The 22,129-nt window shown below is 69.0% G+C and carries 11 protein-coding genes; 3 read left to right on the top strand and 8 right to left on the bottom strand.

Features of this window, described 5'->3' with window-relative positions; genetic code table 11:
• Nucleotides 1-41: 41 nt before the first annotated feature.
• The 6 genes from ASG29_RS04095 to ASG29_RS04070 form a co-directional block, all read right to left on the bottom strand.
• Complete coding sequence (locus ASG29_RS04095) at nucleotides 42-2,891, bottom strand: TonB-dependent receptor domain-containing protein (protein ID WP_055980864.1); 2,850 nt, start codon at nucleotides 2,889-2,891, stop codon at nucleotides 42-44.
• 175 nt (nucleotides 2,892-3,066) lie between these two features.
• Entirely contained in the window at nucleotides 3,067-4,611 is a 1,545-nt protein-coding gene (locus ASG29_RS04090) for a sulfatase (RefSeq protein WP_200932349.1), read from the bottom strand.
• A 1-nt stretch (nucleotide 4,612) separates the two neighbouring features.
• Nucleotides 4,613-6,922 carry a TonB-dependent receptor gene (locus ASG29_RS04085; protein WP_055980400.1) on the bottom strand — a complete coding sequence of 770 codons (2,310 nt, stop codon included), beginning with the start codon at nucleotides 6,920-6,922 and terminating at the stop codon, nucleotides 4,613-4,615.
• Nucleotides 6,923-7,005: 83 nt separating this feature from the next.
• Complete coding sequence (locus ASG29_RS04080) at nucleotides 7,006-8,256, bottom strand: MFS transporter (protein ID WP_055980397.1); 1,251 nt, start codon at nucleotides 8,254-8,256, stop codon at nucleotides 7,006-7,008.
• A gap of 25 nt (nucleotides 8,257-8,281) precedes the next feature.
• Nucleotides 8,282-9,343 (bottom strand): LLM class flavin-dependent oxidoreductase, encoded by a 1,062-nt coding sequence (locus ASG29_RS04075; RefSeq protein WP_235532756.1) that lies wholly within the window; start codon nucleotides 9,341-9,343, stop codon nucleotides 8,282-8,284.
• On the bottom strand, nucleotides 9,340-10,236 hold the full coding sequence (locus ASG29_RS04070) for an aldo/keto reductase (protein ID WP_055980392.1): 897 nt from the start codon (nucleotides 10,234-10,236) through the stop codon (nucleotides 9,340-9,342). Before ASG29_RS04070 ends, ASG29_RS04075 begins: the two co-directional genes overlap by 4 nt.
• A 29-nt stretch (nucleotides 10,237-10,265) precedes the next feature.
• On the opposite strand from ASG29_RS04070, the gene ASG29_RS04065 reads away from it, so the two are divergent.
• Nucleotides 10,266-11,345 (top strand): Gfo/Idh/MocA family protein, encoded by a 1,080-nt coding sequence (locus ASG29_RS04065; RefSeq protein ID WP_200932348.1) that lies wholly within the window; start codon nucleotides 10,266-10,268, stop codon nucleotides 11,343-11,345.
• A gap of 48 nt (nucleotides 11,346-11,393) precedes the next feature.
• Here the strand turns inward: ASG29_RS04065 and ASG29_RS04060 are convergent, their stop codons facing one another.
• Together ASG29_RS04060 and ASG29_RS04055 are read right to left on the bottom strand one after the other, a co-directional pair.
• Entirely contained in the window at nucleotides 11,394-12,536 is a 1,143-nt protein-coding gene (locus ASG29_RS04060; RefSeq protein WP_055980389.1) for a helix-turn-helix transcriptional regulator, read from the bottom strand.
• 65 nt (nucleotides 12,537-12,601) lie between these two features.
• Nucleotides 12,602-13,285: a helix-turn-helix domain-containing protein gene (locus tag ASG29_RS04055; protein ID WP_235532755.1), complete on the bottom strand. Its 684-nt coding sequence runs from the start codon at nucleotides 13,283-13,285 to the stop codon at nucleotides 12,602-12,604.
• A 374-nt stretch (nucleotides 13,286-13,659) separates the two neighbouring features.
• Between ASG29_RS04055 and ASG29_RS04050 the strand changes: the two genes are divergently transcribed.
• Nucleotides 13,660-19,506 (top strand): autotransporter outer membrane beta-barrel domain-containing protein, encoded by a 5,847-nt coding sequence (locus tag ASG29_RS04050; RefSeq protein ID WP_055980385.1) that lies wholly within the window; start codon nucleotides 13,660-13,662, stop codon nucleotides 19,504-19,506.
• Between the two features lie 298 nt (nucleotides 19,507-19,804).
• Nucleotides 19,805-22,129, top strand: a 2,325-nt coding sequence (locus tag ASG29_RS04045; protein WP_235532754.1) for a TonB-dependent receptor plug domain-containing protein, incomplete at its 3' end; no start/stop codon positions are given.

The following is a 22,129-nucleotide window of genomic DNA, read 5'->3' as shown; positions in this document are numbered from 1 at the left end:
TCGCGGGCCCCCGTTCACCGGAACGGGGGCCGCACGCGTCGTCAGAAGCCGTAGCTGAGCCGGGCGTAGCCGAAGCGGCCGGGCACGTCGTACGTCGTCGGATCGTAATTGTTCAGGCTGCACGAGAAGCACGCCGGCGGATCGGCGTCGAACACGTTGTTCACGCCCAGCGTCAGGCCGACGCGCTCGCCGATCCACGTCGGGCGGAAGGTGAATTGCACGTCGCCGTAGAAACGGCTCTTCAGCCTGTTCGCGCCCTGGATCTCGACCACGTCGTCGATGTAGCGCCCGGTGAACGCCGCCGCGACCGCGCCGATATCCCAGTCCAGCGTCGCCTGTCCCTTGAAGTGCGGATAGGCCTGGTCCGGGCTGCCGCGTTCGGTGCCGGTGTAGTTGGTGGCGGTCGTCCCGGTGGTGGCGGGCACCTCCTCCTGGTACTTCAAGAGGTAGTTGCCGCTGACCGAAAGGCCGAACGTCCCCGCCCCGGTCTCGCGCGAGCGCAGGTTGAACGTCACGTCGATACCGCGGGTGGTGATCCCGTTGGTGTTGAGCAGCACGCCGTTGATCGAGGAGATGAACCCGCTGTTGGTGCGCACCACCGACGCGCAGGACAGCGCGTCCCCGGTCTGGGCGCAGCGGTTGAGCAGCACGTCGGCCGGGATCGAGGCGATCGCGCCGTCGACCTCGATGTTGTAATAATTCACCTCCAGGCTGAGCGCGCTGGCGAAGCCCTGTCGCGCCCAGGCGGGGCTGTAGACGCCGCCGAACAGCCACGTCTTCGCGGTTTCGGGCTGTAGCCCCGCATTGCCGCCGGTCAGCACGGGCAGCTGGCCGGTCGGTTCGGCATAGCTGCCGTTCGCGGGGACGCCGTTGGCGGTGCAGTTCGCGCGTACCGTCGCCGATGCCCGATACGGCGAACCGGCGATATTGCTGCACGGATCGGCCAGCGGCTGGTCGAAGCGCGATTGCGCGCCGAACAATTCGCCGATCGACGCGGCGCGATAGCTTTCGGCATATTGCCCGCGCAGCAGCAGGTCGGTGACCGGCTTCCACAATGCCCCGCCGGTCAGCGTGGTATTGCCGCCGAAGGTGGAGAAGTCGGAATGGCGGATCGCCCCGTTCAGTTCGACCAGTTGCAGGAAGGGCACGTCGCGGATGAGCGGCAGGCGCAGCTCGCCGTAAAATTCGTCGACGTTGAAGCGCCCGCGCGCCGCCTGCGCCGGAATGTCCGCGCCCAGCCCCGCCTGGATGATCGGATCGGGCGTGAAGCTGCCCTGCTGATCGCGATGTTCGTAACCGAGCGCGACACCGACCGCACCGCCCGGCAGGTCGAACAACTCGCCCGACAGGTTGAACGTGAAGTCGTTCAACCGCTGCTGGCTGCGCGAGCGTTCGTCGAACGCGACGAAGCCGAGCATCTCGGGCGTGATGGAGCCGACGCCGCCGAAGAAGTTGAACGGCACGCAGGAGCCGGTGCACTGGCTAACCGGGCCCAGCGCCTGTTGCAGCCGCGCCGCGTTCACGTTGCCGGTGAACAGCTGCTTCGCGTCATTGGTCGCGAGCACGGCGTTGGCGTCGTAATACCAGTTCCTGCCGAACACCTCGAACTTGCCGTCCAGCGTGCCGGTGACCGACATCGTGTCCACCGTCTGGCTGTACGTACGCTGCCCGTTCTCGATCAGGCGGCGGAAGATGGCGGTGTAGTTCTGGCCCGGTACCAGCGTGACGCCGAAGGGGTTGAACGGATTGGTCGCGTCGACCGAGATGGTGTCGAGCAGATTGCCGTTCCCGACGTCGGGACCGATGCCGAGCGGCAGGAAGGCGGCCTGGTTCTGCGACTGGCGCCGGTTCCACACCGCCTTGACGCGCACGTTCAGGAGGTCGGAGAATTCGGCGCGCGCATTGACGAAGCCGCCGTACCGCTCGTTCGGCGTCAGGAAATAGTTGAACGGCGCGAAGTTGAAGCGGTCGGCCGCGGTGAACGTCTTGAAATCGCCGGTCGCCAGCGTCGGATTATACACCGCGCGACGGCCGATGACCGGCGCGCGCAAGGTGATGTTCTGTCCGTTCACCAGGAAGCGGCCCAGCGCCGTGAAGCTGGAGCAGCCACCGATCGCGTCGGTGCAGCTGGTCTGCCCCGGATTGGGGAATTGCGAAATGTCGCGATCCGCGGCGCGGACGGGATCCTGCTTCGTGTAATAGCCGCCGAGATCGAGGTGGACCCGGTCGCTGCCGCCGCCCCAGCTGAGCTGGTAGTTCTGCGTCGCGCCGTCGTCTTCCTTCAGATACTGACCGTATTGCGCCGACGCGCGGAAACCGTTCTGGCCCGACCGCGTGATGATGTTCACCACGCCGCCGATCGCGTCGGAACCGTACAGCGCGGATGCCGCGGATTGCAGCACCTCGACGCGCTGGATCATCACGTCGGGGATGGAATTGAGGTCAACCGTGCCCGGAATCCCGCTGGCGCTGGCGCCGTTCACGTAGCGCAGGCCGTCGACCAGCACGAGCGTCCGCTTCGCCCCCAGGTACCGCAGGTCGATCGCGGCCGATCCCGCCCCGACGCCGCCGCCGTCCGGCGGATTGCCCAGGTTGCCGGAATTGTTGAACTTCGTGTTCAGGCCGCCCGACGATGCGGGGATACGCTGCAACACGTCCGCGATCGACGACAGGCCCGTCTTCGCGATCGCCGCCTCGTCCACCGTCACGACCGGCGACGGATTGTCGAGCGGATCGCGACGGATGCGCGATCCGGTGATGACGATATCGGTACCGGTTTCGGCCGCGACCTCCGCCGGTGTCTGCTCCGGCGCGGCCTGCGCGGCCGCGAGCGACGGCGCCATTACCATCGCGAGCGCGATGGCGCCCGCGCTCGTCATCGATACGCGCATGATGTGTTCCCCTTCGGCGCCATGCACCGTGTTTATGGGATTATGCTGATCGAACATCCCGGCGCCCGCAAGCCGATGAGAAGCGTCGCGCCGCGTTTGACCCGCGAACGTTGCGCGGATGTCACAAAAGGTTAACGCACCCGCCCGGCCGGACGGCATCGCCAGACTATGGCGTCTACGGCTGCGGAGGGCGCAGGAACGTGGGGGAGAACGGCGCCTGCGGCGACCGGTCGGGATCGCGCAGGTCGTTGCGCTGGCCCGCATCGGCGCTGAGCGGGATCTGCATCCCGTCGCTTTCCTCCAGCAGGCGGAACAGCTTCGCGCTCATCCGCGCGGCCAGCTCCTCGTGCCCCGGACGGCCGAGCAGATTGTCGCTCTCGCGCGGGTCCGCGGCGATGTCGTACAATTCGTCGATGTCCCAGATACCGTGGAAGTGCATGTATTTGTAGCGCTCCTCGCGCAGCGCGTGGACCGTCGGCGTCTGCGGGAAATTGCGCTCCCAATAATATTCGTACAGCAGTTCGCGGCGCCAGGGATGGTCCTTCCCCGTGGCCAGCGGCAGCATGTTCGCGCCCGCCATGCCCGACGGCGCGGCAAGGCCGGCGGCGGCCAGCATCGTCGGCGCGATGTCGATATTGGCGACCACCTGCTCCACCCGGCTCCCCGCGGGGAACAGCGACGGGCACCGCATCAGCATCGGGACGCGCATCGATTCCTCGTACGCGGTGCGCTTGTCGATCAGGCCGTGCTCGCCGAACATGAAGCCGTTGTCGCCCATGTACACGATCAGCGTGTCGTCCAGCTCGCCACGCTGTGCCAGCAGGTTCATGATCCGCGCCAGCCCCTCGTCGACCGCGAGCAGCGTTTCCATGTAGCGCTTGTAGTAATCGGCGATGTCGAGCGTGCCGTGATAGGCATAGTCGACGCCGTGCCAGCTGTTGCGCTGGTTCTCCACCCACATCGGTCGTCCCGGCACGCCGCGCTTCATGCCGGCGGGATAGCGGAACGTCTCCTTCGCATATCGGCCCGCGTGGCGGGGTGCGGGGATGAATTCGGAATGCACCGCCTTGTGCGCCAGGTGCAGCATCCACGGCCTGCCCGCGTCCCGCTTCCCGATCCAGTCGAGCGCGTAATCGGTCAGTTCGTCGGTGATATAGCCCTTCTGCGGCACCTTCCGCCCGTCGACGTTCAGCCCGTCGGCGGAGGGGAGGTACGTCCCCTGCCCCTTGAAACTGACCCAATGGTCGAAGCCGGGTTGCGGCCCGTCGCCCGCGTCGCCCATGTGCCACTTGCCGATGAAGGCGGTGTCGTAGCCCGCGGCCTGGAGATATTGCGGGTAGAAGACGAGGCCCGGGGGGATCGGGTGGTTGTTGTCCACCACCTTGTGCTGATGCGCGTACAGCCCGGTCAGGATCGACGCGCGGCTGGGCGAGCAGAGCGCGGTCGTGACGAACGCGTTGCGGAAGTGTGCGCCCTCGCGCGCCAGCCGGTCCAGCGTCGGCGTCTCGCCGAACGACTGCGCCTTCATGAAACCCATCGCGTCGTAGCGATGGTCGTCGGTCAGGACGAATAGGATGTTCTTCGGCTTCACCCGCGGCAGCCGCTTCAGCCGCAGCGGGCGCGGCGCCGCCCGCGCGTCACCCGCGGCCATCGTGTACAGACCGAACGCCCCGCCGCTGCCCGCCAGCAGGACGCCGCGGCGATCGATCGGGCCGGTCACTTTAGAAATCCTTTCGCAGCAGCAGGCCGCCGTAGCGGCGGTCGTCGCGCGGCACGAAGCGGACGGTGCCCGCGAAGGTCCCGTTCGTCAGGAAGCTGGCGTAGGAGGTGTCGGCGATATTCTTCACATAGGCGCGCAATTGCCACCCGTCCGCGGGGCGCAGCAACGCGACGCTGGCGTTCCAGATCGCGAAGGCGGGCTGGATCGTGCTGGGCGTCTGGCCCAGATTGTATTGCACCTCGCTGCTGAACGTCAGGTCGCTCTGCACCTCCGCGGATAGGGTGTCGCCGAGCGCGAAGCGATAGGCGCCGTTGCCGAACAAGCGGACCTTGGGCGCATAGGGCAAGGGCCGGCCGTCGATGTTGCAGCTGGTGGGCGCACCGACCGGGCAGTTGAACCGGCGGACGGTGGCGTCGGTGTAGGCGGCGGAGATGTCGACGGTGAAGCCCGTCGCGGGACGCAGCGTCACGTCCGCCTCCACCCCGCGCGAACGCACCGACCCGGCGTTGATGAGCCGCGTGACCAGCGCACCGCCGACGGTGTCGTTGAAGTTCGCCTGGTATCCGTCGAACGTGGTGGTGAAGACCGCGAGATTGTAGCGGAACGAGCGGTCCGCGGTGCTGCCCTTCACGCCGCCCTCGAACGACTTCGACGTTTCCGGGCTCAGCGGCACCTCGTCCAGCGGCGTCGTGGCGTTCAGCGAACGCATGTTGAAATAGACGTTGTACGCCGGGCCCTTGTAGCCGCGCGAATAGGTGAAATACGTCTGCGCATGGTCGCCCAGGTCGAGCTGGAGGCCGAGCCGATAGCTGTCGCCGCGGCGCGACGTGTCGCCGGCGGTGTCGTGGAACGCGCGGATGCCGGGACGATCGAGTGCCGCCGCGCCGCTGTTCGCGGGATCGTTGCTGGACGTGCGCACGTGCGAATAGGACAGTTCGTCCCAGGTCGAGCGATAGCCCGCGATGGCGCGAAGGCGGTCGGTGAAATTCACGTTCGCTTCGCCGAACAGGGCGTAATTGTCGTTGGCGATGCCGTAGTTCGCGACGCCGGTGGTCGTCGTCGTCACCCCGGCCGCCAGCGTCGATAGGACGCGGCTGTAGCGTTCGTCGGTCGTCGCATGCAGGTAATAGGCGCCCACGACATAATCGATCAGCCCGCCGGTCGGCGAGGTGAGGCGCAATTCCTGCGAGAACTGGCTGCTGTCGACCGTGCCCGCGTCCAGCCCCTGCGGAAAGTCGGTCGTCAGCACCGCGGTGCCGTCGTAATCCTGCTGCTGCCGGTTCTTCCATTCGCGATAGGCGGTGATCGAGGTGACGTTATAGTCGCCCAGCGTCAGTACGCCGGTGAGCGAGGCGCCGTAATTCTCGTCGCGCACGTTCGTGTCGATGTTCGTCGCGACCGCCCGGTTCGTCGGCGACGCCACGATCCCCTGCGCCGCCAGCGTCGCGGCGAGCGGGGCGGAGGTGCTGACCGCGTTGGTGGGGTAGGCGGTGCGCGACACCGACTGGAAGACGCTGCCCGTCACCGTCTCGCGCGTGTTGAGATAGTCGCCGATCGCGGTGAATTTCAGCGTGTCGGTCGGGGTGAAGACCAGCTTGCCACGCGCGCCGTAGCGGCGCGAGGCGTTGACGTCGTTGCCCGTCACGACATTACGCACGTTGCCGTCGAAATCGCTGTAGAGGCCCCCGATCAGCGCGGTCAGCTTCCCCGGCACGATCGCGCCCGACACGCCCGCCTTCAGCCTGTATTCCTCGTCGGTCGTCGCCCCGGCCTCGCCGAACGCGCGCGGTTCGTCGCCGGGATCGCGGGTGACGATGTTGACGACGCCCGCCGACGCGTTCTTTCCGAACAGCGTCCCCTGCGGCCCGCGCAGCACCTCGATCCGCTCCACCTCCCCCAGGTCCAGCGTCGACTGGCCGGGACGGGTCAGCACCACGCCGTCGAGCACGGTCGACACCGAGGGCTCGACGCCCGGCGAGGTCGTGATCGTGCCGATGCCGCGGATGAAGACGGTGCGGTCCTTGTTCGACGCCCCGCTGCGGAACCCGACGCTGGGGATCGAGGCGCTGATCGTCTCCAGGTTGTTCAGCTGCCGCTCCGCCAGCGATTCGCCGGTCACCGCGGTGATCGCGATCGGCACGTCCTGCAACGTCTCGTCGCGGAAGCGCGCCGTGACGGTGATGTCGCCGCCGTCCGCGGGCGTTTCGCCGGCGGGCTCCGCCGCGGGAGGGACCTGCTGCGCCCCGGCGGGCGATGCGGCGAACGCGGCGGTGCTGGCCAGCAACGCGGCAAGGCGGCGGTAATCGGTCATGTCGGTCCCCTCTTCGAACGTCCGCCGGGCTATATCCTACTGCGCCGGTCGGAAATAAAGAACGTACGGTACGTCGATCAACCTCAGGTTTGCACCAGCCGGTCGAGCCGCGGCAGCAGCAGCTGGATCCAGCCCAGCGCGGCCAGGTAGGCGACGCTGGCGAACAGCAGCAGCGGCAGATAGCCCAGCCCCGCGGTCAGCAGCAGGCCCGCGACCTTCGCGATGACGATCCCGCCGACATTGCCGCTGAACGATCCGAACGCGGTGACGCGCCCCACCTTCTCCTGCGGCACCACGTCCGCGATCAGCGCGAACAGGTTGGTCGAGAACGCCTGGTGCCCCGCCAGCGCCAGCGCCATCAAGCCCACCGCCAGCGTATAGTCCCTCGCCAGCAGCGCGACCGGGATCGGGACCACGCACAGCGCGGCGGCCAGCATCACCGTCTTGCGCGTCGCATCCACCGACCAGCCCAGCGCCAGCAGACGCGTCGACACGCCCCCGCCCAGCAGCGACCCCGCCGCCGCCCCGCCGTAGGCGATCGCCAGCGGTACGCCCAGCGCGACACCGGTCAGGCCGAACTGGCGATGGAAGAAATCGGGGAGCCAGAACAACAGCAGCCACCAGGTCGCGTCGGACAGCACCTTCGCCACCGCCACCGCCCAGGTACGGCGGTCCTTCAGGATCGGGCCGTAATCGGCGCGATCGCCCGCCGCCCGCGCCATGCCCCGCGCCTGCGCGTCGCGCGGCGCGCCGAACGACAGCCCGCGCGTCGCCAGCAGCCAGACGAGCGCCCAGCCCAGCCCCACGACCCCCGCCGCGACGAAGGTGCCGCGCCAGCCGAAGGCCAGCGCCGCCGCGGGAATCGCCAGCGGGGCGAGGATCGCGCCCAGGCTGCTGGCCGCGTTGCTGACCCCGAAACCGGTGGAGCGCCAGCGATGCGGCAGGACGACCGCGATCGTCTTCGCGCCCGTCGGCGTCCCCATCGCCTCCGTCGCGCCCAGCGTGACGCGCACCATCACGAACTGCGCCATCGTGATCGCCCAGCCGTGCAGCAAGGCCGCGACGCTCCACGCCGCGACGCCGACCGGGTTCGCCCATTTCACGCCCAGCTTGTCGGCGATCCATCCGCTGACCAGGAATCCCGCCGCCGCACCCGCCTGGAACCAGGCGGCCAGCGTGCCGTAATCGTCGTCGGTCCAGTTCAGGTCGGCCGCGATCGTCGGTTTCAGGACCGCGATGATCTGCCGGTCGACCAGGTTCAGGACGCCCGCGGTGATGACCAGCGCGAACAGCAGGCCGCGCCGGGCGTTGCCGAGGTCGGCCAAGGTCTTCACGCCCGCACGCGCTCCCGCCCGGACGTCATGCCAGCGGCCCGTGGTCCAGCCGCGGCAGGACGTGGCGCGCGAACAGGTCGGCTTCCGCCGCGTGGGGATAGCCCGACAGGATGAACGCCTCGATCCCCTCCGCGCGATAGGCCTGCAACTTGGCCAGCACCTGATCCGGATCGCCGACGATCGCCGCGCCGCAGCCCGATCGTGCGCGGCCGATCCCGGTCCACAGATTGTCCTCGACATAGCCCGCGTCGCCCGCGGTCTCGCGCAGTTCCGCCTGCCGCCGCACGCCCGCGGACTGCGCGTCGAGCGACCGCGCGCGGATCGCAGCACCCTCGGCATCGTCCAGTTTCGACAGCAGCCGGTCCGCCGCCGCGCGCGCCTCCGCCTCGGTCTCGCGCACGACGACGTGGACACGATATCCGAAACGCAGCGTGCGGCCGTGGCGCGACGCGCGGGCGCGCAGGTCCGCGATGGTCGCGCGGACCGCGTCCATCGTGTCGGGCCACATCAGGTAGACGTCGCATCCCTCCGCCGCCGCCTCCCGCGCCGCCTCCGACAGGCCGCCGAAGTACAATTGGGGACAGCCGCCCGACACCGTCGTGATGCGCGGCGGATCGACCCTCATGCGATAGAAAATGCCGTCATGGTCGAGCGGCTTTCCGTCCAGCAGCGTGCGCAGGATATGCATCGCCTCGCGCGTGCGTTCGTAGCGCGGGTCGCTGGCCAGCGTCTCGCCCGGCAGGTCGCTGGAGATGATGTTGACGGTCAGCCGCCCCCCCAGCATCCGGTCGATCGTCGCGATCTGCCGCGCCAGCTGCGCCGGCCAGCTCTCGCCGATCCGGACCGCCATCAGCAGGCGCATCCGGCGCAGCAGCGGCGCGATCCCCGCGGCGAAGGCGGTGGTGTCGATCCCCAGCGCATAGCCCGACGGCAGCAGGCAATTGTCGAACCCGCCGCTTTCGGCCTGCATCACGATGTCGCGGCAATGCTCCCAGCTCGACCGCAGCGCCGCGTCCGGCACGCCCAGGAATTCATAGTCGTCGTCGCACAGCGCCGAGAACCAGCTGACCTCGCATCCCCCCGTCACGGCAGTTTCGCCCCCATCCCCACCTCCAGCACCGCATACCATTGCGGGCGCGTCCATTCGACCGTCACCGCGCCCGCGGCGGCGGCGAGGCGGGCGGGGTTCTGCGACCCCACGATCGGGATGATCCGCGCGGGATGCGTCATGATCCACGACAGCGCCGCGGTCGGACCGTCGACGCCGTACGCCGCGCCATGTTCCGCCAGCAGCCGTGCCGCCGGATGGTCGCCGCCCGCCAGCCGCCCGCCGCCCAGCGGCGACCAGGCCAGCACCGCGACGTCGTGGCGCATCGCATGGTCGAGCGTTCCGTCGAACAGCGGATCGGGGCGCAGCGGGGAGAATTCGGGCTGCGTACTGGCGATCGGCCGGTCCAGGAATGCCTGTACCGCCTCGAACTCCGCGACCGAATGGTTCGACACGCCGACCGCGCGCACCTTGCCCGCCGCAACCATCGCGTCGAGCGCGCGCGCGACCTCCTGCGGATGGGTCAGGAAGTCGCGGCGGTGGATCTGGTACAGGTCGACCGTGTCGATCCCCATGCGGCGGAGCGAATCGTCGAGCGCCCCTTCCAGATAGGCGGTGGCGGAACTGTACGGGATGCCCGGCCGGATGCCGCCCTTCGTCGCGATCGTCATCGCGTCGCGCAGCGCCCTGTCCTCCGCCAGCGCGCGACCGAACAGCGCCTCCGCCGATCCGAACCCCGCGGGCGTGTCGCAGCCGTAGATGTCGGCGGTGTCGAACAGCGTGATCCCCGCCCCCAGCGCGGCATCGATCAGCCCGCGGGTGGCGGCGACGTCGTCGCCCGATAGCCGCCACATGCCCCAGGCGAGCGGCGAGACGGAAAGGCCGCTCTTGCCGAGCGGGCGCGGTTCGCTTGATAGGCGTAGGGTCGTCATGACGACGGCATGACACAGCGAGGCCGGTGATGGTAGACGAGATCAGATACGGCGTGATCGGGACGGGCATGATGGGCGTGGAGCACCTGCGCAACATCGCGCTGGTCCCCGGCGCGCGCGTGACCGCGCTGGTGGACCCGGTGCCCGCGTCGATCGACCGGGCGCGCGCGGTGGCGGGGCCGGACATCGCGGCGTTCGACAGCGTCGCGGCCTTCGCGCGCGACGCCGCGGTGGACGCGGTGGTCGTCGCCTCCCCCAATTTCACGCATCGATCGGTGCTGGAGCCGCTGTTCGGCATGGATGCCGCGATCCTGTGCGAAAAGCCGCTGGCGACCACGATGGAGGACGCGCGCTGGGTCGCGGCGCGCGCGGCGGACCATCCGCGGCCGTTCTGGACCGGGATGGAATATCGCTTCATGCCCGCGGCCGCCGCCTTCATCGCGCAGGTGCACGGCGGACGCGTGGGCACCCTCCGGATGCTGTCGATCCGCGAGCATCGCTTCCCCTTCCTCGAAAAGGTGGGCGACTGGAACCGCTTCGCGCGCAACACCGGGGGGACGATGGTGGAGAAATGCTGCCACTTCTTCGACCTGATGCGCGTGATCGTCGGGTCCGAGCCGGTACGGGTCCATTGCTCCGGCGCGATGGACGTGAACCACCGCGACGAGCGGTACGACGGGGCGACGCCCGACATCATCGACAACAGCTTCACCACCGTCGACTTCGCCAACGGGGTACGCGCGATGCTGGACCTGTCGATGTTCGCCGACGGGGCGGAGCATCAGGAGGAGATGTCCGCGACCGGCGACGCCGCACGGCTGGACGTGCTGATCCCGCCGGGCGAGATCGTATACAGCCCGCGCGTCGGGTTCCGCGGCGAGAAGCGCGTGGAGCGGATGCGGATCGAGGTCGATCCCACGGCATTGGCCGCGGGCAGCCACGAAGGCGCGACCTATTACCAGCACCGCGCCTTCGCCGATGCGGTCCGCGGCACCGCGCCGGTGCAGGTCACCGCCGCCGACGGCCTGCGTGCGGTCGCGATCGGCGTGGCGGCGGAGATCAGCGCGCGCGAGCATCGCGTCGTGGCGATGCGCGAACTCGGGCTGTAGCGCGGGAAGAACGGGACCCGGCGGGACGCGGACGCCGGGCCGCGCCCGTCACAACGGTAAGGCGATGTCGCCCGCGTCGCGATGTTCGGACAACAGCAGGATCAACTCCCCCTGCCGGTGGGTGCCCGTCTTGCTGAAGATCGACCGCAGGTGCACGCGCGCGGTCGCATATTTGATCCGCTCGCTGGTCGCCGCCTCCTGAAGCGACTTACCCTCCAGCAGGTGTCGGGCGAGCCGCGATTCCGCCGGGGTCAGGTCGAACAGTAGCCGCAGGATGTCGGCGTTCGCCAGCGACCGGTTGTTCGCCCCTGCCACCAGCAGCAGCATCCCGTCGGCCTCGAACAGGTCGCGCGCCGACCGGCGCAGCGGCAGGAAATGGAGCACGCACGCGGGCGACGAGGCCGTCGGCGCCACCGCGATGGACCGCGCGACCTGCCCGGGCGCGGTACGCTCCGCCAACGCCTCCCCGAACGCGCGGTCCAGCCGCAGGTCGGTGAAGCGGAGCCGCGACCGATGCTCGATCATCAGATGCCCCAGGTGATCGTCGAACGACGCGGTCGAGGCGCGCAGCGAGCCGTCGCTGGCCACGATCGCCGCCGCGGCGCCGAGCGCCTCCATCCCGCGCAGGATCGCATCGTCGCGCACCGCCGCGATCCGCGCCGTCAGGCTTACCGCGCGGCCGATATGGGGACGCAGCCGGTCGAGGCCGACCAGCGCCCGGCGCGCGGCGTCGTGCGATCCGAACCCTTCGAGCGTGACGACGAGCATGTCGTTGTCGCTGCCCTGGAAGATCGTCCCGGCGCCGGCGTCGTATCCGGCCGGGATCAACAGGTCGCGATAGACGGGCATGTCGCGCATCCGTTCGATCGAGACCGCATCCGTATCGGTCTTGAACCAGGGATCGGCCGGCTGGACGATCGGCGCGGCGCGCACGTTGTTCTCGAACCACCCCTGCGCTTCGTAGGTTTCGATGAAGTCGACGATGCCCGGCGATACCATCCGGCGCGGCGCGCGATCCTGTTCCGACGCGAATATCAATGCACCCCGGGCCCCGAACGTGGTCGCCAGGTCCTGAAGGACGGTCGGCCACAAGGATGGACGCGCCGCCGCCTCGTAAAGATTGTCGACCAGGTCGTCGCTCGTCATCCCGTTCTTCCCCCCGATCGCCCGCAGCATGGCGCTTTTCGTCATGCGCCACGGATCGATCTTGCCGTATGTTTTTGGAACAGCGACGGAAGTCAAGCGAAGGGGGATGGTTATCGTGCGTGCCGGATACCCAGACTGCGAAGCAGGTCGGCTTCCTCTATCACGCCGAGCGCGCGCGACAATGTCGAGACGAGGAAGCCGCGGTTCAGCAGGCGCGGCTCCCGTCCCGCGGACAGGACGCCTTCACGCCGGAGGAACGACAATTCGCGCGAGATCGTCTCCCGCGTCGTGCACAATCGCAGCGCGAGCTGCCCCTGACTGGGCAGGACCAGGCTGACGCCGTCCGGCGCCTCCGCCGCGAAGCGCAGGAGCTCGCAATACAAGCGATGCGCGGTTTGGAGGCAGGCCAGTTCGTGGACCCGGCGCATGCACGCCACCAGCAGTTCCTGCATCCCGTCGTACGCATCGCGCGCGCCGAACGCGGGCCGGCGCGTCCACGAGATGCGCGTCGGCCGGTCGGCGCGATAGCACAGGGAAAAGACGGGGGTGCAGAACGTCTCCAGGTCCAGCAGGACGTCACCCGGCCCCATCCGGCAAAGGCTGAGCGACGAGCCGTCGACCATCAGCATCTCCAGCGTCACCCCGCCGTAGTCCACGACGGCATTCTCCGCGACCGGCGGGTCGAACAGGTCGCCGTCCTTCATGACGACGGCGTCGCGCCGCCGCACCTCGCGGATCATGCGGACTCCGGCGGGGTGGTCGCCGTCGGCATTCGCCGGGGCCCGCGCCGTCATGGTCGGTGCCGCGATCATCGGGCACCGCGATCGTTCAGCTCAGGCATCCGTAGAACTCCCCCCCGACGGCAACCAGTTCATCGGTAGGGGGCTAAAATCAAGTCGTCATAGTTCAAATGGGGTATGCCACAGTGTTGTCGTAAATATTTTTCGTACATTATCGCAGTTCCTTACAATTTATGCCCCACTAATCATCGGCTCTCCTTCGCAACACGGCGGGTGTGACAAGAATCACGTCGCGTTATGTGATGGTTGTCACTGCACGGCGCGGCCGCAGCGCCGAAAGCCCTTTTTCACAAGTCCGTAAGCACCGCTGATTCGTACAGATTCATCGCTGCTTATCCATCACGCGGACGCAGGCGCAGGGGGAAAGCATGAAGCAGGGGAACGGTAAGGCACGGTTGTGCACCGGTACGGCGACACTGGCCGTGGTCATCGCGTTGAGCGCATCGCAGGCGCAGGCGCAATGCACGACGGCGGCGTCCACGGTGACGTGCGCGGGCACGGTGACGGCGTCGCAGGTCAACGCCGCGATCGACGCGACGGCGCCCCCATCGGTCACCATCCGTATCCAGCCCAATACCCTCGTCACGCGTGACGACCTGGCGGTGGAGCCGAACAATCCGCCGTTCAACGGCGCGATCGACATCGCCAATGCCGGCACGCTGGGCACCGACGCCGCGACCGTCGGCTTCACCTATTTCGGCACGCCCGACGCAGCGGCCAACACGCTGGCATTCAACAACAGCGGGGTCATTACCGGTCAGGTGTTCGCGTCCGGCCTGGGCGGGACGATCACGGCGGTGAATACGGGCACGCTGTCCGGTGGTCTCGCGCTCGACGGATCGGGCAATATCGGCCTGACCAGCAGCGGGCCGATCTACGTCGCGACGGGGGGCGCGGGGACGACCGCGGTCTTCCTGCAATCATATCGTCTGACCCCGACCACCACGGGCACGATCGGTGTCGATGCGACGACCACGAACGCCGCCACCGGCGGGACCGCCATCGCCACCATCACCGCGCCGGTGGGTATTCCGGCAACCGCAACGACCGCGGCGGTGCCGCAGCGTATCAGCCTGTTCGGGGTCGGCGGCGCGCAGCTGAACCTGAACGCGGCGGCGGGAGCGGTGACGGTGGGGGCGAACGCCTTCACGACCACCTTCATCCCCGGCGGCGGGAACACGACGGTCGCGGGCGGCACGACGACCACCGTCACAGGCAATACGCAGACCGCGGTCGGCGGGGCGGCAAGCCTCGTGCTGGGCGTCGACGGGCGCGCGGCATCGGTCGCCGTGACCTCGGGTCCCGGCGGGTCCAGCGCGTCGATCGCGGGCGTGGTGGGCAGCACGGCCGCGGGCGGCAGCGTGTTCGCCACCTCCAACCCCAGCAACACCACCTTCACCAACACGTCGGTGAACAGCGCGACGGGCGCATCGTCGCAATCGTCGAGCAGCTTCACGCCGGTCGGCGGCACCGCCACGGTCGATATCGCCGCGACGGGGCAGGTGTTCGGAACCGCGCAGGCCAGTTCCAACGCCGCGGCTGCGGCCGTGACGGTCGCGGGCACGGTCGGCGCCGGAACGGGCACGACGGTGACGACGACGGGCAACGTCAATGCGACGTCGCGCGGCACCGCCACCACCAGCACTTCGCTGAACAGCACGACCTTCGCCACCGGCGATTTCAGCAATACGTCGGCCGCGACCGCAGCGGCGACCGGCGCCGGTGCGCGAGTGGCCGTCGCATCGACGGGGGCGGTGTTCGGTTCGGCTACGGCACGCGGCGACACGGGCGCGACGCTGGACAATGCGGGGCGCATCCGCGACGGCGCGACCGCCGAAAGCGCACGGTCGCTGCAAACCGCATCGCAGAGCCGCAACGACCGGGTGACGACGGTGGCGGGCACCACAACGACGGTCGTGGACTCCAACTCCTTTTCCAGCACCAATGTCGCCGTCGGCGGCTCCGCCGCGCTGGTCAACCGCGCCGGGGCGGTGATCGAGGACAATGTCACGGTTCAGGCGGCGCGCAACGCGACGATCGACAACAGCGGCGCGATCTTCGGAAACGTCAGTGTCTCGGCGACCGGGGCGACGACCACCAGCGCCAACGCCTTCGCGCGGACGGTCGCCACCACGCCAGCGACCGCGGGCGGCAATCTCGTCCGCGACGAGCAGGTGTCGAGCAACAGTTCGACCACCACCCCGACCGGCGGCACCGTCACCGGCACCTATTCGGGCACGGTCGGCGCGGTCGCGGGCTCCCCGCTCGCGGGCTATCGCTCCGTCGCCCAGTCGGGTGACGCGGGAAGCGTCGCGACGATCGGCGGGACCCTGTACGCCGACGTCTTCCTGAACAGCGGCACGTCCGCCTCCACCTCGTCCGGATCGTCGTCCACCCTCACGACGACCCAGGCCGCGGTTTCGCCCGCGACCGGCGCGTCGGAGACGGTCACGGCGTCGACGAACCGCAACACGACCACGATCCAGGCCGCCGACAACGTCGCCACGATCACCGGATCCCTGCGCAACAACGGCTTCGGCACCGGCGACCTGTCGGTGACCACGCAGAGCGGCGCGGCGAGCGTGGCCGTGACCGGCGGCCTCGTCCAGGGCGGCATCTCGATCAGCGCGGGCGGCGCCAGCAACTTCGCCGGAGGCAGTGACGCGAGCAGCCGGTCGACGCGGGTGGCGGGCACGGTCCTGACGACCGCGCCGACGGTGTCGCAGGCCGCCAGCAACAGCAACTTCAGCGAATCGCGCGGCGCCAGCGGGTCGGCGACGCTGTCGCTGACGAACAACGCGACGGTCGACGGGTCGGTGAACGTGTTCGGCCGCGGTACCGGGGCCGGATCGACCGGCGCATCCGCGACGATCGCGTCGGGCAGCACCGTCGGCGGCTTCCTGAACGTCAACAACAATGTCGGCGCCGACACGCGATCCGACTTCAGCAGCGTGAGCACGCGGACCGGCTCCGCCGCCAGCACGCGGGTCGATCGCGCCAGCACCGTCAGCACCGTGCCGACCGCCTCGGGCAACAGCGAGGCGACGATGGCGGGCCGGGTCGGGGGGGCGCAGATCTTCTCGCCCTTCGGCAATGCCACCGCATCGCTGACCGGTCAGGTTACCGGGGGGAACAGCATCTCGCTGTTCACCGGCAGGACGCTCGACAATTCGGCAAGCGAAACGACCTTCGCGGGTACCGGCACCACCGGCTTCGGCTTCGTCGCGACCACCGCGACCTCGACCAGCAGCTCGACGTATCGCGGCGGGTCGGCCGCACTGACGATCAACTCGGCGCAGCCGCTCCAGGCGGCAGGCACTTCCGCGGTCGACGGATCGATCACGGTCGCGGGTCTGGCGGGGTCCGCCCTGTCGATCGCGGCTGGCTCACGCGTGGCGCAGACCAACGCCGGCAGCGTGTTCGTCGGCTTCGGCAATTCCAATACCACCACGTCGACCGCCGACACCTTCAATGCCGTGGGCACGTTGTCCGGGCGCGTGTCCACCACGACGCAGACGACCGTCGGCGGCCCCGCCGTCGTCACCAATGCGGGCATCATCGGCGCATCGACCGGATACTTCGGTGCACCGATAAGCGTCAGCGTCAGCAGCATCGGCGGCGCGAGCGCGACGAACTCCGGCACGATCTTCGGCTCGATCTTCGCCGACGCGCTGACGGTCGACCAGTCGACCACCAGCACCGGCACCGGCCTGGCCGATGCGGTGACGGCGCGGACGGTGGCGGTCACCACGCGCACGGGCACCGGCGGCGCCGCGTCGGTGACGAACAGCGGGGTCGTCAGCGGCACGACGTCGCTGCGTGGCGCCACCGGGACGCTGACCAATACGGGCGTGCTGCGCGGCGGTGTCGCGCTGGGCAAGACGCTCGACCTGGGCACGCGGACCCAGACCACGACCGCGACCAGTTCGGTGCTGACGGCGGCTGCGCCCGCCACACGGTTCGCGCAGACCTACACCGTCAACCAGAACGGCCTGCTGCTCGGCGGCGTCAACGTCACCGGCGCGACGATCGCCGATCCGTCGACCGGCGCCGCCGCCAATGCGGTGATCCGGACCAGCGACATCACCGCGAACGTCAACCTCAACAACGGGTCGATCACGACGGGCAACATCGTCGCCCAGCGCGCGATCGACGGGGTGACGCGGCTGACGAACACCACGCTGACGCTGTCCGGTGCGGGGACGCTGGGTGTCGGCACCTTCGATCTGCCGTCCGATGCGGTGGGTGAAGGGACCGGCCCGCTGCGGTACGTCAACGGCGCCAATTACGCCGCCTTCGCCGCGATCGATCCGGCGCTGGGCAATTCGGCCTCCGGAACGTTCGTCCCCAGCGTCTCGATCGCAAGCGGCAGCCGCGTGCTGGGCGTCAACCTGGTCGAGAAGACCGGCGCGGGTGCCTTCACGATCGTCGGCAACAGCTACGTGGCGCCTAGCGTCGCGTCGACGCTGGCGTCGTACACGATGGATGTCGGGACCTTCCGCGTCAGCGGGGGCGAGGCGCAGCTGGGCACGGTCGGCAACGATCCGGTGACGGGCGCCGCCACCTTCGGCATCCGCGGGAACGTGGAAGTCGCGGGCGGCACGCTGCTGCTGGGACGCCGCGTGACCGATGGCGCGACGTCGGTGGTCGAGGGAACGAACCTGCGTGTCGAGGGCAATTACACCCAGGCGGCGGCGGGCACGCTCGCGGTCGCGGTTGCCCCGGCCCTGATCCGTTCCAACGGTGTGGGCGTCGGACCGTTGCCGGCGGAGGGCCTGCTCGGTTTCGCGGGATATGGCGTCGGACTGTCGCCCTTCGTCGCCTACGACCCCACCTCGACCACCACGCTGCGCTCGACGCAGGGGGCGTTGACGGTGACGGGCAACGCGACGCTGGCGGGCAACATCACGCTGGCGACCACGCCCGGCGCGATCTACACCGCCGGTCGCGCGTTCGACCTCTTGACCGTCAACGGCACCTACAGCGCCAGCGGGCTGAACGTCGTGTCGTCCACCACCTCGCCGTTCGTGCGCTTCGTGGTGACCCCGCGCACCGTCGGCACGTCGACGGTCGTGTCGGTCGACGTGGCCCGCACGTCCTATGCCTCGGTCACGACCACCTCGAACGCGGCGGCGGCGGCGGTCGCGCTGGACGCGGCCATCCCGAACGTCGTCACCCGCCTGTCGGCCATCCGCAATCCCAATGCGGTGGCGGACGTGCAGGGATATGCGCAGTTGCAGGACCTGGCGACGGTGATCGCGGGTCTGGACACGCAATTGTCGGCCGCGGATGCGAGCACCGCGCTGACCCAGCTCGGCTCGGGCTCGTTCTACGGCTCGCTCGCCGCGATCAGCACGACCGCGGCGTTCGGCGAGGCGGCGGACACGCCGGTCGGTGACGACGCGGGCATCGGCCTCTGGCTGCGGCCGACGGGCAGCTTCGCCCGCTTCGACGGCAGCGCGCGGACCGGCGCCGGCGCGCTGCGCGCCGACAATTACGGCGGCTCGCTGGGTGTCGGGATCAGCACCGGCACCGGCGGCACCTTCGCCGTGGCGGGCGGATACGGGCGTATCGACGCCCGCGACCGTTCGCTGCCGAACCGCGCATCGGCCGATACCTACATGCTGGGGGCCTATGGGCGCCAGATGATCGGCAATTTCGACGTGTCGGCGCAGGCGGTCTTCGGCTGGTCCAACTGGGACACGACGCGCGGCCTGCCGCTCTTCTCCCGGGTCGCCAGCAGCGAGTTCGACAGCAAGGAGTTCCGCTTCGGCGCGCAGGTCGGCTACGCCTTCACCTTCGGCCAGGCCCTACTGACGCCGTTCGCGAAGATCGAGGGCCGGCGGTTCGACTTCGGCGCGTTCGAGGAGGAGGATGCCGGCGGGATCGGCCTGGCGGTGGCGCGCCGTGAACGTACGGTGGTCAGCCCCGAACTGGGCCTGCGCGTCGGCGGATCGTTCGGCGGCATCCGGCCGTTCGTCGAGGGGTCCTACGTCTTCCAGGGCGATGTCGAGGCGTTCCGCGACGTGGCGTTCCTGGGCGATCGGGCGACCACGTTCCGCGTGCAGGGCGTCGATCCGGAAGGCTTCGCCAAGCTGGGGGCAGGCGTGGTCGCGGACCTCTACGGCGCCAGCTTCTCGTTGCGGGGCAATTACCTGACTGGCGGCGGGAACAGCGCGGGACAGGTGATGGGCAGCATCGGTTTCCGTTTCTGATCCCTGACGATACCCCAAGACTGACGGGAGGGCGGAGCGATCCGCCCTCCCCTTTTTTTGTTCGGCACGGTACGGCCGCGCGACGCACCCGGCTCCGTCGGCGCCACGCGGCGCAACAATGTTGCGAATCCACGACCGGGTGAGGGATAGCGACCGCTGGCGCGTATGATGTCGGGGGCGCGACGGTTGATTTAGAACCTAAGTGATTGATAAAGCGCGCGTTTTTCGTTTGACCTGTATATACAGTTAATGCTTCAAACCGGTTCATCGCGCAACGATGGACGGGGGAAACACAATCATGAAGTTCGTGCCGGCACTGCTCGCCGCAACTTTCCTGACCGCGGCGCCGGTCGCCGCGCAGGGCGCCGATCCGACCGGTCCGCAGGACGCCGCCGCGACCGGCCAGGAAGCCGCAGGGTCGGGCGACCTGCTGGTCACGGGCAGCCGGATCCGGCGGCAGGACATCGCGGGGGTCGGTCCGGCGACGGTGGTATCGGCCGAGCAGATCGAGAACACCGGCATCGTCAATATCGAGACCCTGCTCCAGCGGCTGCCCGCCAATGCGGGGTTTGCGGGGAACCAGAGTTCCGCATATTGGACCGGCAACGGATACGGCACCGCGCAGGTCAACCTGCGCGGGCTGGGCATCAAGCGCACGCTGGTCCTGCTGAACAATCGCCGCCTGGTCGCCGGGGGCACGGGCGCGAATTCGTCGGCGGACCTGAACATGATCCCCGTCGTCGCGCTGGCGCGGACGGACGTGCTGAAGGACGGCGCCTCCGCGATCTACGGCGCGGACGCGATGGCGGGCGTCGTCAACCTCGTCACCCGCACCGATTTCAACGGCATCGGGATCGGCGGACGCAGCGGCATCACCGAGCGGGGGGACGGCGGCGACCAGGTCCTGGACCTGCTGATCGGGACGCGCGGGGACCGCGGCGGCATCCTGGCGGCGGCGACGTACCAGAAGACCGCGCCGGTGAACCTGGCGTCGCGCGCGCCATGCTCGCTGGCGGAAACGACGCGCGGCGCGCTGTCGTGCGTGAACAGCGCGTCGACGATCGGCGGGCGTGCCGTGCTGCCCAACGGACAGCAGATCAACTTCAACCAGGTGCCCGGCGGTAACGGCGACTTCTTCGAACCGTACAGCGCGGCCAGGCACAATTTCAATTCCAACCCGTTCCTGTACGCAGTCAGCCCGATCGAGCGCATCACGACCGCGGTGTTCGGGGATTACGACCTGACCGACGGCGTCGAGGCGTTCGGCGAATTCCTGTACACGCACCGCAAGTCGAACCAGATCGCGACGCCGGGAACGCTGCGCAACCTGTCGATCGCCGCGTCCAACCCCACCAACCCGACCGGGCAGAATATCGTGCTGGTGCAGCGCCGCCTGGCCGAGCCGGGACCGCGCCAGTTCTTCCAGCGCACGGACACATACCAGGGGACGCTGGGCCTTCGCGGCGCGCTGGCCAACGACTGGGCATGGGAGGTCGCGGGCGCCTACGGCCGCAACACCGCGGTCGACGGATCGACCAACATCGCCAACCTCCAGCGCGTCGGCCAGTCGCTCGACACGTCGCGATGCAGCGTCGCGCCCGGTGCCGCGATCCCCTGCGCCGACTATCTCGGCTTCGGCGACCTGACGCCGCAGGTCCTCGACTATATCCTCTTCACGTCGCGCGACACGGGCGGCAATTCGCTGCTGTCGCTCACCGCCGACCTGAACGGCAGCCTGTTCCGGCTGCCCGCGGGCGCGGTGTCGTTCGCGACCGGCGTGACCTATCGCGAGGAGAAGGGCTGGCGGAACCCCGATCCGCTGACCGTGGCCGGGATCGCCAACACGAACCAGCAGTCGCCGATCTCCGGCGCGACGAAGGCGAAGGAAGCCTATCTCGAACTGTCGGTGCCGGTGCTGGCCGACGTCCCCTTCTTCCGCTCGCTCACGCTCGACGGCGCGGTGCGCTATTCCGACTACGACCTGTTCGGCAGCGACTGGAACTACAAGTTCGCGGCCGACTGGATGGTGACGCAGGGGCTGCGGCTGCGGGGTACGTACGGCACCGGCTTTCGCGTACCCAACGTCCCCGAGCTGTTCGGCGGCGTGTCCGAGGGGAACCTGACGACGTCCGACCCGTGCAGCCGCTACGGCACCAGCACCAACGCCACGCTCGTCGCCAATTGTCGCGCATCGGGCGTGCCCGCAGGCTACGTCCAGTTGGGCACCACGATCCTGACGACGGTGGGCGGGAACCAGTTCCTGCAACCCGAAACGTCGAAAAGCTGGACCGTGGGGACCGTGGTCCAGCCGCGGGGGCTCGTACCCGGCCTGTCGCTGACCGCGGACTGGTTCGACATCGACATCGACGGCGCGATCCGCGCCATCCCGGGATCGACGAAGCTGGCGGTCTGCTACGCCAGTGCCAACCTGTCGAGCCCGTTCTGCCGCGACTTCACGCGCAGCACGCTGACCGGCGAGGTCACGCAATTGTCCGCGCAGCCGATCAACACGGGGCGGGAACGGATGAAGGGGCTGGACCTCGGCCTGATCTATGCCCGGACAGTGGGACGCATGCAGGTGCAGATCGACCTGAACGCCACCTATCTGGACGAGTATGTGGTC

The sequence above is a fragment of the Sphingomonas sp. Leaf412 genome, assembly GCF_001425405.1.
Lineage (GTDB): Bacteria > Pseudomonadota > Alphaproteobacteria > Sphingomonadales > Sphingomonadaceae > Sphingomonas.
The sequence above is the reverse complement of the archived record's forward strand: the minus strand, read 5'-3'. Positions and strand labels throughout refer to the sequence as shown.